This is a genomic window from Pectobacterium fontis, from assembly GCF_000803215.1.
GTDB classification, from domain to species: Bacteria; Pseudomonadota; Gammaproteobacteria; order Enterobacterales; family Enterobacteriaceae; genus Pectobacterium; species Pectobacterium fontis.
Map to the genome: position 1 here is coordinate 1 of NZ_JSXC01000017.1, position 16,485 is coordinate 16,485.

The window sequence follows — 16,485 nt, forward strand, 5'->3', positions numbered from 1 at the left end:
AATTTCGGGGACAGATCAAGTGATCGTCGCCGATATTGACAGTAAGACCATAGTTAACGTGATTTTCTCCGATTACGGGTTGTGGAATACCCAGAGATCTCGCTAATAAACGTTGAACCAGAACGTATTCATAGCCGATAAGCGTTGTATCAATCACTTGTTGAGTGGGGTAAGCATATTTTCCCTCGGTGGTAACGATTAGGTTTCTGTTATTGATGAAACAGTTTTTTTCGAGAATGCATAGCTGGTTAATCAAATGATTGCTTATAGGCTTAAGTTTTGCCTTAGCATTTGATGTTTTGATTCTTCGTAAGATGACTGGAGATTGGAAGTAGATCGAAAGGTTGATGTCACCATATAAGGCATGGCGATAAATATCAGCTTCTGTTAACGGTGAGTTTCTTATCTGAGTCGCTATCACTATAGCTTCTGGTATCGTAATCCAGTTAAATGCATCACTTTTGGTATTGAACATCCTATTTTTCATTATCATGATTCATCTCCTTTATATGAAAATGATATATGCATAGGTGTCTAACATTCCCTTATGCAGCCATGACGTATAGATAGGATTCTAAAAATGAGGAATAGGATTAATGAGAGGTTGTTATTATAACGATGGTGTTATTAATCGCTTTTCGCTGGCGATCACAAAAATGTTCCAACTGGGACGCTATCAGCAGATGGGTCAACTTCCTCATGTCGATTTTTATTCTGTGTATTGCTGGTTTTATTCAGAGCAATACGACCAAAGCTCCGCATCAAAAAAGAATGAAAATATCCTGATTCAGGGCATATCAATTGGTTCGAGGTAATTAACGAACCAATTGATGATGTGACACGGTTGAATCGAGTGGAAACCAGAATGTTATTCCCTGATGGTTGGCGCTTAAACCAGCAAGTGATCTAATTGTTTTTATGACGAATTTCTCGCGGAATGCGCAGCCCTTGTGAATCGAAATAGCGATTCGGCCAGATGTCACTTGCTGGTATGCCCAGTGCGTCTGCAATCAGTCGTTCACCTTTCGGCCAGGGGCGGTTTAGTGCATTTGCGAGCGTTGATGAACTAAGGCCTGCCTCACGTGATACGGCTGCTAACGTTGTCTTACGTTTACGCAGAGCTGCAATGATATCGGCAGGATGCCAGTCCATTCGTTGTTCCTGTTGTTCAATGTTCATACTTCCTCCTCTTGGATTGAAACTTTACTTCTTCCAGTAAACTATATCTTTATTATGGGTGATAAAACAACCAAAAATAAAGATAAAATTTATTTAAGGAAGAAATGCTTTAAGAAGGGGTTGCTGAGAGAAGCGATAATCAGTCTATGTTGATCAGTACCGTGGATAACACCGTGATTGGTAAGCGATTAAGACTAGCCCGAGTGAACAAGGGGTTAAAGCAGATAGAGCTCGGTTGCCTTGCTGGTTTGGATGAGGAAACGGCAAGTTCCCGTGTGAGCCAATACGAAAGGGAAGTCAGTTCGCCAGATTTTGGGCTGGTTTCTCGGTTTGCGGCGGTGCTGGATGTGCCAGAAGCGTATTTCTATGCCGTTGATGACGATCTCGCCACCTTGATCTTACAGTATCACCGTTTCAAGAAAGCCAACCCTAACACCACGCTGCTGATCACACCCCAGTAAGGTTGGTGGCCTAATGCGTCTGGTGTTCAATTCCTTTGCGTTTACCCTTCTAAATTTAATTATTCCTACTCTCAATAAATTAAACCTTCATTTTTGAGTTTAAAATAACCAAAAATAAATTTTAAATTCACTGGGCGAAGAACGACTTTAAGAGCGGCGTGGAGGGAACGGCGATAATCGGGTAATGTTAATCTGCGAAGCAGGTAATGCCGTGATTGGTAAACGATTAAGATTGGCCCGAGTGAATGCAGGATTAAAACAGATCGAGCTCGGTTGTCTCGCTGGACTGGATGAAGAGACATCGAGTTCCCGCGTAAGCCAATATGAAAGGGAAGTCAGTTCGCCGGATTTTGGTCTGGTTTGCCGGTTTGCGGCGGTGTTGGATGTGCCAGAAGCGTATTTCTATGCTGTCGATGAAGATCTCGCAACGCTAATCTTGCAGTATCATCGTTATAAGAAAAGTAACCCTAATTCTACGTTGTTGATTACCCCGCAATAGACCTTCATTCACGTATCCAGTCTGAGCAATTTACTGACATTTCTCGACTGTTTGTGAAATGCTGAGGCAAGATTTTCTCGCTGTCTGAAAAGCAGATCCTGTTATCAGGATCTGCTCTTAGGAGCGTTATCGATCAGGCAGCTCCAGCCGTCTTATGTTGTTGAGCATAAATGTACGGCGCAACATATTCTTCCCGGTTGGTATCCAAATAATCCGACCACCATTGCATCATCGCTTTACGGGCATCAAGATATTCTGCTTTATGGATGTAAGCCGCTCGAACGCTATTGCGTTCCTGATGGCTCATTTGGCGTTCAACGGCATCCTGTGCCCATAGTCCAGATTCCATCAAGGCACTACAGGCCATTGCCCGGAATCCGTGACCGCAGATTTCATCTTTTGTGTCATAACCCATCAGGCGCAAAGCCTTGTTGACCGTGTTTTCGCACATTGGTTTATACGGATTATGGTCACCGGGGAATATGAGTTCCTGATGCCCAGAGATTTCCCGTATCTGTTTCAGAATAGTGATGGACTGACGGGAGAGGGGAACGATATGCGGCGTGCGCATTTTGGCACCACGCCCGGAATAACGCACTCCGGGGATGGCTTCACGGGTAGCCGGAATGGTCCAGATTTTGTTTCTGAAATCGATCTCAGACCAACGGGCGAAACGCAATTCGCTGGAACGGATGAAAAGGTGCAGGGTGAGCGATACTGCCAAACGGGTTAATTCTCTCCCTTGCTTGTAGTCCTCAATGCGGGCTAACAGTTCCGGTAGTTTCTCCAGCGGAAGGGCAGGATAGTGGCGTTTAACGGGCGGGGCGATTATCCCGTCCAGATTGGCCGCTGGATTATGTTCTATCAACTCTTGATGCACGGCATGACGCATGATGTTGCACATATGCTGCCGGGTACGCGCCGCCACTTCCAGCAGACCTTTTTTCTCAATTCCTTTCAGCACTTCGATGAAGTGGCGAGTTTTCAGTTCTGTGACTGGCAGGTGTCCAATTATCGGGAAGATATGATTGTTCATGCTGGCAAGTAGACGGACGGCATGGTTCTCTGACCATGCTCGGTTGCTTTTATGCCAGCTCAATGCCACGGTTTTGAAACTCCTTGCAGGTGAACGAGCCGCCTTTTCAGCGGCACGTTGCTGTGCCGGGTTGATATTCTGCGCCAGCAGTTTGCGGAGTTCGTCACGCTTCTGGCGTGCTTCTGACAGACTGATTAGCGGATAAGCACCCAACGCTATGCGGGTCTCTTTGCCAAAAAAATAGTATCTGAAGTACCAGAGACGTGAACCAGTAGGTTTAACGTGAAGATACAGGCCGTGTGAATCGGATAGTTTTATGGGGGTAGCAGGTGGTTTTAAGTTGCGGATTTTTGAGTCGTTAAGGGACATATGCGGGTCACTCCATTATCGAACCGGAAAGACCCCAAATCTGACCACCAAATTCTCCCGATGCAGAGGGTAAACTGAAAATGCATCGGGAAGACTTTTCACGCTAACTTATTGAATCAGCATCACATAAGGATTCGCAAAGCGGCATAAAAACAAGAATTTGGCTCCTCTGACTGGACTCGAACCAGTGACATACGGATTAACAGTCCGCCGTTCTACCGACTGAACTACAGAGGAATCGTGTGAACGGGGCGCATGATATCCAGCCCCCGCAGTACTGTCAACGGCAAAATCAGCTTTCTTGTCTGACTGTTTAGCCAATGTGCAATCTGTCGATATTTTTGGCAAATACAGAATGAGATGTGGGCGGTTGATTCTGTACCTGAGAAAGTGTCTGACATAAATCCACGCTAATTCGTTGGTACGATTGAATATTATGAAACTTTAGCTGGCGGCTATTGTGTGTGTTAAAGGACACTGTGTAACAAATTATGTTCATTAACGCAGGCTAAAATTGTCGTGGGTAATATGGTTAAACGTAAAACCGGGAGCAAAGGCTCCCGGTATTGGCTGGAGGGCAGCCCGATAGTTACTGCTCGGACAGCACAAACATGCCGTAAGGGTGAATTTGCAGATAGTAGCTGTCGCCCGGATTCGGCTGAAGCTGTGTCGCGTTAACCTGCAACAGCATCGACTGGCCGTGCCAGTCCACCTGCACTTCGTACTGTGGCCCCATATAGGCGACCTGCGTGATGGTGCAACGCTGGCTTTCCTCGCCCTGATGGCTGAGCGTAATGGCTTCCGGGCGAATACCAACGGTCGATTCGCTCAATCCGGCGGCAAATCCCTGCGGGCGCGGAATGGCGTAACCATAGATGTTCACGCTGTCTGCTGTAAAGGTGGCTGGGAAGATATTAGCATCTCCCATGAAGCTCGCCATGAAACGGGAAGCTGGCTGACGATAAAGTTCCTGTGGCGCGCCCAACTGCATGATTTTGCCTTTGTTCATCACCAGCACCATGTCGGATACCGCAAAGGCTTCACTCTGATCGTGTGTTACATACAGCGAGGTGATGTTGAACTGCTGCTGAAGCTCGCGGATTTTCTCACGCATGCTGCGGCGCAGGTTGGCGTCAAGGTTACTCAGCGGCTCATCAAACAGCAAGACTTTAGGCTTGAGGATCAGGGCGCGCGCCAAGGCGACACGCTGTTGCTGACCGCCGGAAATCTGATCTACGTAGCGATCTTCAAACCCTTCCAGATCGACCAGCGCCAGCGCTTCTTTGACGCGTTGATTGATTTCTGCCTTCGGGCGACCGAGCATTTTCAGCCCATAGCCAATATTCTCTCCCAGCGACATGTGTGGGAAGAGGGCATAAGACTGGAACACCATGCAGATATCGCGCTGTTGAATTGAGCGCTCGGTGACGTCTTCGCCGTCGATGAAAATCTGGCCTGCCGTCGGTTTTTCCAGACCGGCGACGGCGCGGAGTACCGTCGTTTTACCGCAGCCTGACGGCCCCAACAGCGTGACCATTTTCCCCTGTGGGATCGCCAGATTCAAATCATCGATGACGGTGTTGCTGCCGAAACGTTTAGTGACGTGCTTCAGTTCAACAAAGTTTTTTTCAGTATTCAAGGTAATCACTCCGCTTAGTCACTATTCTTGGCTTTCGAGCGGGAAACCCGCGCTTCACCGACCAGATAATCGAACAAGAAAATAATGGCCAGCATGACCACAATCAGGATGGAACCGTAGGCAATCGCCATACCGTATTCACCGTCTTCCACGCGGTTAAGAATATAAGACGTGGCGACGCGGGTGTCTGGCGTGACCAGGAAGATAATGGCGCTGACGGTCGTGATGGCGCGTACGAAGCTGTAAATCAGCGCGGATAAAATAGCCGGACGCAGCAGCGGCAGCAGGATATAGAATACCGTGCGCATTGAACCCGCTCGCAGGCTGAGTGATGCCTCATCGAGTGATTTATCCAACTGCCCCAGCCCGGCGATACCGGCACGAATACCGACCGGCACGTTACGCATGACCATCGACATGATGACGATCACCGCCGTTCCCGTTAAGTAAACCGGTGCGCTGTTAAAGGCCAGAATGTAAGACACACCGGCAACGGTGCCCGGCACCGCAAAACACAGCATGGTGGTGAACTCAATGGCTTTTTTGCCGTAGAACTGTTGGCGCACCACGATGTAGGCGATCAGTAGCCCGAACAGTGCGGTAATCGGTGCGGCGATGCCCGCGAACAGCAGCGTATCCAGCAGGGAAGGCCAGGCGCCGTCGTTAAAGCCTTGCCCGAACAGCTTACTGAAGTTTGCCAGCGTCAGGGTGTAATCGACGCCCCAGTTAACGGTAAAGCTGCCGTAAAAAATGCTGCCGTACAAGAGGACGTTAAAGGCAATCCAGACATAGAGCAGGATGCTGACGATCCACACTAGCGATACCGGCAGTGGCTGCACATCGCCCCGATAGGATTTACCGGAAATGGTGACGTAGGAGCGTTTGCCGATCCACAGATACTGGATACAGAACACGACCAGTGAGAACAGCAGCAGGATAACGCCAAGCGTACTGGCGGCCTGATAATCCAATTGTGCACCAGTGATATAGAAGTAAATCTGGGTAGCGAGTACGTCAAAATTACCGCCCAGTACCAGCGGGTTACTGAAATCGGCCAGCGACTGGACGATCACGATCAGGAACGAGTTGGCGAGCGCCGGTTTCAATAAGGGCAGGAAAACCCGCTGAAAGGTTTGATAGCGGTTGGCACGCAGCGTGTATGACGCCTCTTCCAGCGACGGATGAATGGTCTTCATCGCGCCTTCCAGGATCATGAACGACATCGGCGTAAAAGCCAGAACCTGTGCCAGCCAGATCCCGGTAAACCCGTACAGCCAGTTAGTGTTTGTTAGCCCAAACCAATCGACCATCAGTTCGGTAACATAACCGGAGCGTCCCATCATCAGCGTTACGCCTAGCCCAACGACAAACGGCGGCGTAACGATAGGCAGAATGGAGAAGATACGGCCGATAATCGCAGAACGGCGAGCGATACGTGAGGTATAAATCGCCAGTACCATACCGAAAAAAGTACAGCCGATACCAACGGCAACCGAGAGCAGAAATGAGTTCCAGATCACCCGTAAAATGTGTGCCTGACTCAGTATTTGCATAAACGCCAGCGGCGCGAATTCACCGCTGTCGTTGGTGAGCATCGGGATGAAAACCGCAATGCTGGGGTAAAGAATAAACACGCCAATCAGCGCGATGATGCTGATGAGCGAGCCGATGACGAAGCGATCACCGCCCAGCCAGTCAAGCCGTGCGAGCGCCAGCGTGATAATCGCACTCAACGCGATAAATAGTACGATGGTGCCATAGCCCATTCCGCGGCCTTCAACCGTTGCGCTGATGACCACGAAAAAGGCACAGAACAGGGCATACGCTGCATCAAAGCGGTGGCGGCTACGTTGTTCCCGGCTAGGCGTAAGTAACGGACGTGCCAGTAGCCCCATGGGTAGCAGGAACCATAGCAGGCTAATATTCAGGTTAGACCAGCTATAGGCCGACAGCAGTTCATCGCGTGAGGCATTAAACAGGCCGTAGTCCAGGCTCCACGCTGGCAGCAGCAAGAAGGTTGCTGCAATCAGCGCCAGCCACAGGAAAACGGGATCCCGCTTAGGCGTCGGTGAAAGAGTGAGAGTGTGTGACATAAGGTTCCCTGGTGCGTGCATCATGTTATAAAAATTGTTGTATGAAACTGAAATATCACAAAGGTCTGGCAATAAATGTCGGTAATGGTCGGGCTTCACGAAATGTAGGAACACGGCTGGTAGCAGGTGACAACCGTGCTCCTGATTTCAAGGATTATTGTCCCATTTTCACTTCGTTAACCCACTTGGAAATCAAATCCTTACGCACGTCTGCTGCGCCATATTTGTCCATGTCGTAGTTGATCAGCTTCAGATCCTGCAACTTCAGTGACAGTGGAGAGGCTTCGGCAGTGGTGTTGGTCAGAATCTGGTAGGACTGGCCTTTTTTCCATGACAGTTCCTGTGCTTCTTTCGACAACGCCCAGTCAACGAAGAGCTTGGCGTTATCCATGTTGCGCGCGCCTTTCAGGATGCTGACGCCGCCAATTTCATAGCCGGTGCCTTCACACGGGGAGACCAGCGTCAGCGGGGCGCCTTTCTCTTTTTCCAGCGAGTAGTCGTGCAGGAAGCCGATGCCGATAGCGGTTTCGCCACGGGCGGCGTTACGTGCCGGGGCAATACCGGATTTGGTGTACTGCGACACGTTGGCATTCAGTTTTTTCAGGTAATCAAAAGCTTGATCCTGGCCCCAAAGCTGGGAGAACGTTGCCAGTGCGGTGTAGGCCGTGCCGGAGCTTTGTGGATCGGCAATCTGGATTTCACCTTTGTAGACCGGGTTGGTGAGATCTTTCCAGCATTGTGGAACCGGCAGGTTTTTCTCTTTCAGGCGATCGGTATTCACACCAAAACCAAGGATGCCAACATAAATAGCAGAGGAATAGTTGCCTTTGCGTTTTGCAGGGTCACGGAACTGTGACATGATCTGTTCAAGATTGGGGGATTGATACGGCTCCAGCAGATCCATTTCACCAGCCTGAGATTGGGGATCCAACGTGCCGCCATACCAGACGTCAGCCTGCGGGTTTTTCTTTTCGGCTTCGATTTTTGCCAATGTGCTTCCGGCACTGTTGCGCAGGAAGGAGACTTTGACGTTGTGTTTTTCGCCGAAGGCTTTGGTTTCTTCTTCACAGAAGGTGTTAGTGGCACCACAGTAAACGACCAAACGTCCCTCAGCGCGAGCGGTGGTGGTGGTCACGGCAGCAACGGTCAGTCCAGCGGCGATCAGTGTAGTTAAGGTACGCAGTTTCATGATGTTTTCCTTTATAGGTATCTATCTGTTGTTATTGCTATTTTGATGTCATCAAACGTTCCCGACGGCTGACACCCGCCATCAGCAGCGGCATCAGTAACAGTCCGATGCAGGCTGACGCTAACGCCAGTAGGGTAAAAAATCCCGACCATCCATAGTGTTGCAGCACCAGTGCTAACGGCCAGCCGGCCAGCGCTGCCCCCAGATAGGCAAACAACGCCAGAAAACCTGTCACTGTACCTGCGGCATCCTTATGGCTGTATTCCGTCGCAGCCAGGCCGATCAACATCTGTGGTCCAAAAACAAAAAAACCGATACTGAAGAAACAGGCCGCGAGCAGCGAATAGTGGTGAATAGGTGCCAGCCACAGCGCGGTCATGGTTAAAAATAGTCCGAGTGCGAACAGCAAAATCATCGGTGCGCGTTGACCCCGAAACAGCAGGTCCGATCCCCAACCCGCAAACAGCGCCCCCAGCAACCCGCCCAGTTCAAACAGCGACAGCGTCGCGTTCGCACTGAGCAGGTTGAAACCGTGGCTTTCCGATAGCCAGATGTTCCCCCAGTCATTCAGTGCGATACGAATCAGATACACCAGAATGTAGGAAACCCCGAGTAGCCAGATGGTGCGATTACGCAAAATGGCATCGCGCAGAATCTGTCGCATCGGCATCGGTGGGCTCTGCTGCTCCTGACGAAGCTCCAGTGCATCGCGCCGCCACTGGCCAACGCTAGGTAAGCCTTGCTGCTGTGGTTTGTCGCACAGTTGCCAACATAGCCACAGCCCGATAATAATCCCGATGATGCCCGGCACCAGCAGCGCCGCCTGCCATCCCCATTCGGAGGCCAGATAGCCCGCCAGCAAGGGAACCGCGGCACCGCCGATATTGATCGACGTATTCCAGCATCCCCACCAGAGGCCGCGCTCATTACGCGAATACCAACTGCTCAGCAGTCTGGCGCAAGGTGGCCACCCCCAACCTTGAAAAAAACCGTTCAGCGCCCAGACAATCAGCAAACCCGTGAGTGACTGGCAGTACATGAACAGAATATTCAGTACGCCAGTAATCATCAGCCCGACGCCCATAAACCAGCGCACCTGAGAACGATCGCACACCATGCCGGAAATAAATTTGGACGCGCCATAACAGAGATAAAACAGCGTCCCCAGCAGGCCGATATCGCCTTTGCTTAACCCTAACTCCAACTGCATCACCGGCATGACGAAGTTGATACTTTTACGCGTCAGGTAAAACGTGGCGTACCCGATGACCATGGAAATCAGTAACCGCGGTCGCCAGTAACGATAGCGTTGGCTGATCTGTGTCGGTGAAAGCTGTCCCGTTGGAAACATGGGTGCCTGCATAGGGTTCTCCGTCGCGTTGAGAGAAGAGTAGGAGGATGCGAGTGAAAAAGGATGAGACAAGGTTTTAGATGACTAGGAATAATTCCTAGCTAGTTGTCTTTTTGTTTAAATTTTGTGGGCAAGTTAACAATTATGTGCGTGCCTCGGGGGGACGTTGGTTCCCCACTGGACGCCGCTTTCACTAACCAGTTCCCCCCCAGCGCCTGCACTCGCTCCTCAATGCCCCGCAGGCCGAAGCCACCGCTTGTCGGCTTCGTCCTGTCTTTTTGTGCGATACCGACGCCATTATCAATCACGTCGAGCGTAATCAGATCATCCTGTTGGGAGAGGCGAACCGTAATCTGCGTGGCGCTGGCGTGCTTGTTGATGTTATTCAGCAACTCCTGCACCAGCCGATAAAGCGTGAAAACCACCACGTCATCGCGAGGCGGCGTGGGAAGCTGATAATCCAACTGAAACTGAATACCGCGAGCAGCGAAGGCAAACTCATCCGCCAGGTGATGCAGTGCTTTATCCAGCACCATTTCATCCAGTACCGGTGGGCGTAGTTGGCGCAGAAGCTGGCGTGTGGTGTGGTGGATGCGTCGCGACAGCTCGCTGATTTGTCCGGCGGCATGCTGAGCTGCATCGGTTGGCGCACTGTGTTTTACCAGCATAGCCTGAATCTGAATGGCGGTGATGTTCTGGCCGATATCATCGTGCAGCTCGCGCGCGATGTCTTTGCGCACCGCCTCTTCAGTATGGATGATGCGCTCCATGAGCCGCCGTCGGGTTTTCAACTCTTGTTCCAATTGGTGGCGGTAACGTTGAAGTCGCTGTGCCAGTTGCTGCTGACGACTGATGGCGATCCCCAATCCAATACCGAGCAGCGCTTGCGTAGAGAGAAAGAGTTCCAGTTCGCGCAGGTCGCCGAAAGCACCGCTCACCTGACGAGTAACGGTAATCATCAGGCTGCCGAGTACGGCAGAGAGCACGCCGCCTTGCCAGCCGAATTTATACGCCATCATCACATTAGGTAGAAAAACGAAGATCAGCAGCAGGCGTTCCATCTCGGGAGTAAATGCCATTTGCAGGCAAACACCGATAGAAAAAAACAGCGAACACCAGATCAGCAGCGAGGTGCGCAGGGGCGGATCGGGGATCTCCTGTGCCAGTAGCGTCTGCAAGTGCTGTTGTTTGATGTATTCGTACAATAGATAAATGAATGGAATCAGCAGGACACCACCGGTAAATGTTGCCAGTAGCGTTTGTGTCAGTTGCGTATCTAGCCAGGGGCCAATGGCGATGCCGTGCAGGATTGTGTTGAGTGTCAATGCCGCCAGCAGCAGTATGAGGCGTTGCCAATACAGCGTGTAGCGATGCCAAATTTTATGCGTAATAAGCGCCGGAATCAGGCTGAGAAAGGGGGAAAGCAGAAGTAACGAACGTGTGATGAGCTGTTCGCTGACAAGCCAACTCTGAATCGCAATTTCTGAAAGCAGCAAGTTTGGCCAGTATTTTCGCGGTAGCAAAATCAGTAGCGCCAATCGTAGCCCCTGCGGCAACAGCAACGCCGCCTGCTGGCCGTTGTTGCTCAAATAGAAGCTGATGGTCCACAGCGCCAGCCAGGTCAGGCTGTAGAAAAAGGCCAGAAACAGCGTCATGCCGATGACGTGCAGGCGACGCATGGTCTATTTTCCTGCGAGTAACTGGTGTTGCAGCGCAAAGTGAACCAGCTCTACCGTGGAGTCACATTGCAATTTGCTCAGAATATTCGCACGGTGAACGTGAACCGTCTTATGGCTGAGCGCGAGCTGTTCGGCGATGCTTTTCACACTAACTCCGTTGATCAGCAGGCTGAAGATTTCCCGCTCGCGTGGGGTCAGCGCCAGTAATTCCTTCGGTGGCTGCTGCTGGTGGCGAATGGCGTGCAAAGCATCGGCACACAAATAAAGGCCGCCGCTGCTGACCACACGAACCGCCTGCACTAACTCTTCAGGGCCACAGCGTTTTGTGAGATAGCCACCCGCTCCCGCGTCCAGTGCGCTTTGTACAAACGCGGTGGTGTCATAGATACTCAGAATAATGGCGCGAAAATGGGGGCGCTGCTGACGCAGGCGAGTTAATAACGACAGGCCGCTTTCATCCGGCATGGCAATATCAATAACGGCAACGTCAATCGGTTGTTTGAGTAGATGCGGCCACGCCTGCGCTGCTGACGCATATTGTCCAACGACCTGAATGTCATTTTCTAAAGCCAGAAGCTGTGCAAAGCCAGACCGTACAACGATGTGATCGTCAACCAATGCCACATTAATCATGGTTTTGTCATGTGAATGTTGAGCTATCAAAGTTCCATAATGCGGCGGAATCAAGGGGCGAGCAATAGCAGATCGCTAAAATGGAATCGGCTTAACAGATATACCCACCATACTTCACGTTGCCTACGTGACTCGGCACACTTATGTGTACCTCGCCCCATTGGCGTTAACGTTTTGTCCTGAAGCTCGAATTATTTAAAGGGGGGCAGCACACGAATTTAATGCCAGCTAAAGACGGTGTTCTTATTGCTGATAACGTGTCGCCGTCAGTGAAATGGTTGGGGGAAAAGGTCTATTTACCTATTTTTTCGGCATAAAAATTTATCTTTTATTACGCCGTCAAAGAAACGACCTTTAGAGACGACAGCGTCAGAAATGAACTTTTTATAGATAGATTCAGGGACGCCAACATATTGATAGATATCTTTATTATGAAACGCTATTTCAAGGGTATGTGTCTTGGGATCATACCCAATGGAATCAATTCGTGATGATGAAACCTGTTGTCGCTGCAATGCTTGATCCTCCCCTGTCTATACCCGCCATACTTTACGTTGTCTGTACGTTGTTAGGAACGTTAACGTCTTGTCCTGAAACTCGCATGATTCAGGGTACAAAATAAGCTCAAACTATAAAAATTCATCGCATGACACATTGTTGACGATCATGCTTATTTATTGAATATGTATCAAATTTCTGGCGGATTGGTTAGTGAAATCGGTGATTTATCGTTTTAATGCTGTGAATTTGTTCAATTAAGGCGGATTTATCTGTATGGCTAGAGGAATGATGCAAATCTGCTGTGATAAATTGCGGCTATTCTTTTTCAGATGTCACCCGAAGTGTCGGGTTGCAATAAGAGACAACATGGTGACTCTGACGCTTATTCGCTCCAGTTTCTGCCCTTGGCTTTGGCCTGATAATGATATTTACTGACAGGGAAGGGCAACATGGCGTTGTTAAAAATAAATGGAATAGACATTTCACGTCGGTACTATCATGCATGGTAACTTAATGATAATACTGGTTTTATGTTAGAAGCGTTGTTGAGATAAATTGATGAAAGTTCATGATCTGGTTACGGTTAAAACCGATGGGAACACGCGCCGGGAAGGGACGGTTCTGGCAGTGGAAACGTTTCAGGAAGGGATAATGTATTTGGTTGCATTAAAAGATTATCCAGCAGGTATCTGGTTTTTTAATGAAGTTGATAGCAAAGATGGTACGTTTGTTGAACCGAAGGTGTTGCAGGAAAAAGAGTGACACTGCTACGCGCGTATGGCTCAGATGAGCCCTGCGCGCAGTCATATCCACCATACTTCCAATTACATGTGCGGTGGATTTTTTCAATATCCAGTTCGTTGCAAACCGCGTTCAGATTTATTCTCTGTCGGTTTGTTAACCCGGTCACAGACTGGAATAGACCGGGGATTCATACGCTTGCAGCCTTCCTGAAACTCGAATTATTCAGGGGATATATTTTAGACCCACGATTAGAACGTTTCCCAGTTGCCGTTATCCACGCGCTGGTGGGATAGAGCGGGTGATGAACGATCCTTGGCAATCAGTGCGTTTGGTCGAATAGGGGCGGAATGACCACCGGATAAATGGCTGGATAACTTAAAGGTTGCAACTGCACGAGTCAACAATGCTGCTTGCTCTTCCAGGGATGCCGCAGCGGCGCTGGCTTCCTGAACAAGTGCGGCATTTTGCTGTGTCACGCTGTCCATTTCAGATATCGCCTGGCCGACCTGCGTAATCCCTCGGCTTTGTTCGTCAGAAGCGGAAGCAATCTCCCCCATAATGTCGGTGACGTTCGTGACGGCGTCGACGATCTCTTTCATTGTCTGGCCTGCGTTATCAACCAGAACAGATCCACTACTGACTAGGCTGACGGATTCGGATATCAGCGTCTCTATCTCTTTTGCTGCTTGCGCGCTACGCTGTGCGAGACTGCGAACCTCACTTGCGACGACAGCAAAACCGCGGCCTTGTTCTCCTGCTCTGGCGGCTTCAACGGCCGCATTCAGTGCCAGGATATTCGTTTGGAAAGCGATGCTGTTAATCACGCTGGTAATCTCAGATATTTTCTTTGAACTACCCGAAATACTGTTCATCGTGTTGATAACGTTTGTGACGATCTCGCCACCTTGTCTCGCTTTCCCTGATGCATTGGCTGCAAGTTGGCTGGCGTGGTGTGCATTTTCTGAGTTTTGCTTCACGGTGGCAGTGAGTTGCTCCATGCTTGCCGCTGTCTGCTCAAGCGAGGCAGCCTGTTGTTCGGTTCGCGAGGAAAGGTCTGTGTTACCGGATGAGATCTCCGTCGAGCCTTGATAAATCGCGTCTGCGCTTTCCCTAACGGTAGTCACGGTAGTGACGAGGGAAGACTGCATTTGTTGAACGTTGCTAGCTAGCGTGCCAACTTCATTCCGACCATAATGATCTGCCGTTTGAGTCAAATCGCCCTGTGCAATGCGCTGAATTTTCAGCACCAACTGAGTCATTGGTTTTATGAGGATCCGGCGAACCAGGAAGAATGTCAAAAGCGTTAAAATGGTGGCCAGAGCAAAACTCCCTCCCATCAACGAATAGCCAAGTAGTGCATTTTTATGCGCGGTTTCGTTTAATTCTTTTGCTCTCTGTGTACGGTAATCCACTGCCTTGAGCAAGAATTCGTTATAGGCCAAATCTAACACTCGGGTTTCTTCAGACTCAAGGGTGATAACTTCTTCAAACAGGCCCTGTTTTGCCGCAGTCATCATCAGCATGAGGCCTTGATTGATATAAGCGTCATAGGATTTGCGTAGATCTCCATCCAATGCCATATCCTGAGGGGTTTTAATTGGCCGATCTTCATAGATAAGGAATGCTTTTTTTGACTGTTCCAGACGCTGCTCGGCTTGTTTCAGGTTGTCATTAAAGACCTGAGAATCGCCAATACGTGCCGCCGCCGCCGCCTGAATTAACAGCAGACGTGCGGTACGAAGGTGGTTGGCGCTGTTTGTGATCCCCATTCGGGTATCGATTTCTTGTGTTACGTCATCTAATGACTGATTGCTGCTTTGCAAAAAGTAGCTGGATGTGCCGATAGATGCTGCGAATAACAGCATAATACCACCCAGAATAATGATGAATAAGGGAACTAGCCGTAAATTGCTCAGTATGCCAGCGGCGACATGCTGATCGGACCTTGAAGTTATTTTCATATCCATTCGCTCATTCTCAGAAAATTATGATTTACCATGCCACTGGCAGCGGCATCAGCATTTAGGTTTTAGTGCCTACTAAAATGGTAATCAATTAGCTAAACAACCAATGTAAAAGATAATCGGCAGATATTGAGAAACTTTAATCAAATTCGGTGAGATCCCGATCACGTTTTTAACTCTTTAAAAAGAAAAGAGAATTTCGTGAGTATAAATTATACAAACTGTTTCATATTGCAGAGGAAGATATTCCCGGGAAACTTGTTTTTGCTGGTTATCGCTTTGCATTTTCCGGGTTGCTATTGCTGATATTAGCAGAGATAAGTGGTCGTTCTATTGGACGTTTCCAACGTGGGCAGTTAGTTCAATTAACCATGCTGGGAATATTTCAGACATCATTGCAGTATATTTTTTTCTACATCGGTTTGGCTTATACCACAGGTGTTAAATATTCGATCATGAATGCAACCAGTACTTTTTTAGCGTGCTGCTTGCTCATGGTTTATACAAGAATGATAGATTAAATATCAACAAGATAATCGGTTGTCTGTTAGGTTTCGCTGGTGTGATGGCCGTTAATATCAACAGAAATGGAATGAATATCGGGTTCACGCTGTTAGGCGATGGGTTCGTTGTTATTGCACTATTTAATTTTCTTATTCCCGAGTCCAGTACACTGTTATTCGCGCTATTTTTTAATGAAAGTATCCTGGAGTGGAAATATTTCTTTGCACTCATCCTGGTATGTCAGGTATTTGGTTGGTTAACTGCATGGTAAAAAAGTGATTGATGACCACTTCTATAATGCAACAATGCAACCCGCATGTTGTCCTGAGTACGAATTCTGTCACGCGATGTTCGAGAGCGTTGAAGCTTATACGTTAGGAGCGTATGACTTCACGCTAGCTGGGCGGTAATCAATCTGCTAATTCTTTTAATATCAATGTAATAATCCCTTATCTATCTTTTCATTGCTACATTTATATCGTCGCAACTGTTAAACAGTGGTTTGGCAAGAGATCAATCAATTTTGCTCCAGAACAGGCAGCCAAGAGTTTTTTTGGGGAAAAAGTGTAAGTTTCTCGTGAAAGGTATAGACTTACATAGCTACATCTATCTGGATGTGTAATCGAATTTTTTTGATAACTATC

Annotated in this window: 13 protein-coding genes, 1 tRNA gene and 2 pseudogenes; 4 read left to right on the forward strand and 12 right to left on the reverse strand. The window is 49.0% G+C overall.

The genetic code is table 11. The features are described 5' to 3' along the window. Both OI69_RS05940 and OI69_RS05950 read right to left on the reverse strand, forming a co-directional pair. Positions 1-493 (reverse strand): annotated as a pseudogene (locus tag OI69_RS05940) (hypothetical protein); the annotation flags it as partial. A gap of 413 nt (positions 494-906) precedes the next feature. Continuing rightward, positions 907-1,179 carry a helix-turn-helix domain-containing protein gene (locus OI69_RS05950; RefSeq protein WP_039347341.1) on the reverse strand — a complete coding sequence of 91 codons (273 nt, stop codon included), beginning with the start codon at positions 1,177-1,179 and terminating at the stop codon, positions 907-909. Positions 1,180-1,325: 146 nt separating this feature from the next. Here OI69_RS05950 and OI69_RS05955 point away from each other — a divergent pair, with 146 nt between their 5' ends. Then, positions 1,326-1,640: a helix-turn-helix domain-containing protein gene (locus OI69_RS05955; RefSeq protein WP_039347344.1), complete on the forward strand. Its 315-nt coding sequence runs from the start codon at positions 1,326-1,328 to the stop codon at positions 1,638-1,640. Positions 1,641-1,824: 184 nt separating this feature from the next. After that, positions 1,825-2,139, forward strand: coding sequence for a helix-turn-helix domain-containing protein (locus tag OI69_RS05960; RefSeq protein WP_039347347.1), 315 nt, complete (start codon positions 1,825-1,827; stop codon positions 2,137-2,139). 133 nt (positions 2,140-2,272) lie between these two features. On the opposite strand, the gene OI69_RS05965 is transcribed toward OI69_RS05960, so the two are convergent. From OI69_RS05965 to OI69_RS19100, 9 genes are all read right to left on the reverse strand, one after another. Beyond that, positions 2,273-3,544, reverse strand: coding sequence for a tyrosine-type recombinase/integrase (locus tag OI69_RS05965; RefSeq protein WP_039347351.1), 1,272 nt, complete (start codon positions 3,542-3,544; stop codon positions 2,273-2,275). Positions 3,545-3,705: 161 nt separating this feature from the next. Beyond that, a tRNA-Asn gene (locus OI69_RS05970) sits at positions 3,706-3,781 on the reverse strand. A 352-nt stretch (positions 3,782-4,133) separates the two neighbouring features. Next, positions 4,134-5,192, reverse strand: coding sequence for a ferric ABC transporter ATP-binding protein (fbpC, locus tag OI69_RS05975; RefSeq protein ID WP_039347354.1), 1,059 nt, complete (start codon positions 5,190-5,192; stop codon positions 4,134-4,136). A 5-nt stretch (positions 5,193-5,197) separates the two neighbouring features. Next, complete coding sequence (locus OI69_RS05980; protein ID WP_039347357.1) at positions 5,198-7,276, reverse strand: ABC transporter permease; 2,079 nt, start codon at positions 7,274-7,276, stop codon at positions 5,198-5,200. Positions 7,277-7,430: 154 nt separating this feature from the next. Next, positions 7,431-8,465 (reverse strand): ABC transporter substrate-binding protein, encoded by a 1,035-nt coding sequence (locus tag OI69_RS05985; protein ID WP_039347360.1) that lies wholly within the window; start codon positions 8,463-8,465, stop codon positions 7,431-7,433. A 37-nt stretch (positions 8,466-8,502) separates the two neighbouring features. Then, positions 8,503-9,828 carry an MFS transporter family glucose-6-phosphate receptor UhpC gene (uhpC, locus tag OI69_RS05990; protein WP_039347364.1) on the reverse strand — a complete coding sequence of 442 codons (1,326 nt, stop codon included), beginning with the start codon at positions 9,826-9,828 and terminating at the stop codon, positions 8,503-8,505. Between the two features lie 89 nt (positions 9,829-9,917). Then, the gene (locus OI69_RS05995; protein WP_039347366.1) at positions 9,918-11,495 is read right to left on the reverse strand and encodes an MASE1 domain-containing sensor histidine kinase; all 1,578 of its coding nucleotides are present in this window, start codon (positions 11,493-11,495) and stop codon (positions 9,918-9,920) included. Positions 11,496-11,498: 3 nt separating this feature from the next. Then, positions 11,499-12,128 (reverse strand): response regulator transcription factor, encoded by a 630-nt coding sequence (locus tag OI69_RS06000; protein ID WP_039347368.1) that lies wholly within the window; start codon positions 12,126-12,128, stop codon positions 11,499-11,501. Positions 12,129-12,424: 296 nt separating this feature from the next. Beyond that, positions 12,425-12,643 (reverse strand): KTSC domain-containing protein, encoded by a 219-nt coding sequence (locus tag OI69_RS19100; RefSeq protein ID WP_072034263.1) that lies wholly within the window; start codon positions 12,641-12,643, stop codon positions 12,425-12,427. Between the two features lie 544 nt (positions 12,644-13,187). Here OI69_RS19100 and dsrB point away from each other — a divergent pair. Then, complete coding sequence (gene dsrB, locus OI69_RS06005; protein WP_039347370.1) at positions 13,188-13,391, forward strand: protein DsrB; 204 nt, start codon at positions 13,188-13,190, stop codon at positions 13,389-13,391. A gap of 230 nt (positions 13,392-13,621) precedes the next feature. Here dsrB and OI69_RS06010 read toward each other — a convergent pair whose 3' ends face one another. Next, positions 13,622-15,340, reverse strand: a complete 1,719-nt coding sequence (locus OI69_RS06010) for a methyl-accepting chemotaxis protein (RefSeq protein ID WP_039347372.1) — start codon at positions 15,338-15,340, stop codon at positions 13,622-13,624. A 218-nt stretch (positions 15,341-15,558) separates the two neighbouring features. Between OI69_RS06010 and OI69_RS06015 the strand changes: the two are divergent. After that, positions 15,559-16,120 (forward strand): annotated as a pseudogene (locus OI69_RS06015) (DMT family transporter). Positions 16,121-16,485: the final 365 nt, after the last annotated feature.

Bases quoted from the DNA above. Each gene is read 5' to 3' on its own strand.
- dsrB (WP_039347370.1), top strand. From the start codon at position 13,188: ATGAAAGTTCATGATCTGGTTACGGTTAAAACCGATGGGAACACGCGC.
- OI69_RS05965 (WP_039347351.1), bottom strand. From the start codon at position 3,544: ATGTCCCTTAACGACTCAAAAATCCGCAACTTAAAACCACCTGCTACC.
- OI69_RS06010 (WP_039347372.1), bottom strand. From the start codon at position 15,340: ATGGATATGAAAATAACTTCAAGGTCCGATCAGCATGTCGCCGCTGGC.
- uhpC (WP_039347364.1), bottom strand. From the start codon at position 9,828: ATGCAGGCACCCATGTTTCCAACGGGACAGCTTTCACCGACACAGATC.
- OI69_RS05950 (WP_039347341.1), bottom strand. From the start codon at position 1,179: ATGAACATTGAACAACAGGAACAACGAATGGACTGGCATCCTGCCGAT.
- OI69_RS05985 (WP_039347360.1), bottom strand. From the start codon at position 8,465: ATGAAACTGCGTACCTTAACTACACTGATCGCCGCTGGACTGACCGTT.
- OI69_RS06000 (WP_039347368.1), bottom strand. From the start codon at position 12,128: ATGATTAATGTGGCATTGGTTGACGATCACATCGTTGTACGGTCTGGC.
- OI69_RS05995 (WP_039347366.1), bottom strand. From the start codon at position 11,495: ATGCGTCGCCTGCACGTCATCGGCATGACGCTGTTTCTGGCCTTTTTC.
- OI69_RS05980 (WP_039347357.1), bottom strand. From the start codon at position 7,276: ATGTCACACACTCTCACTCTTTCACCGACGCCTAAGCGGGATCCCGTT.
- OI69_RS05955 (WP_039347344.1), top strand. From the start codon at position 1,326: ATGTTGATCAGTACCGTGGATAACACCGTGATTGGTAAGCGATTAAGA.
- OI69_RS05960 (WP_039347347.1), top strand. From the start codon at position 1,825: ATGTTAATCTGCGAAGCAGGTAATGCCGTGATTGGTAAACGATTAAGA.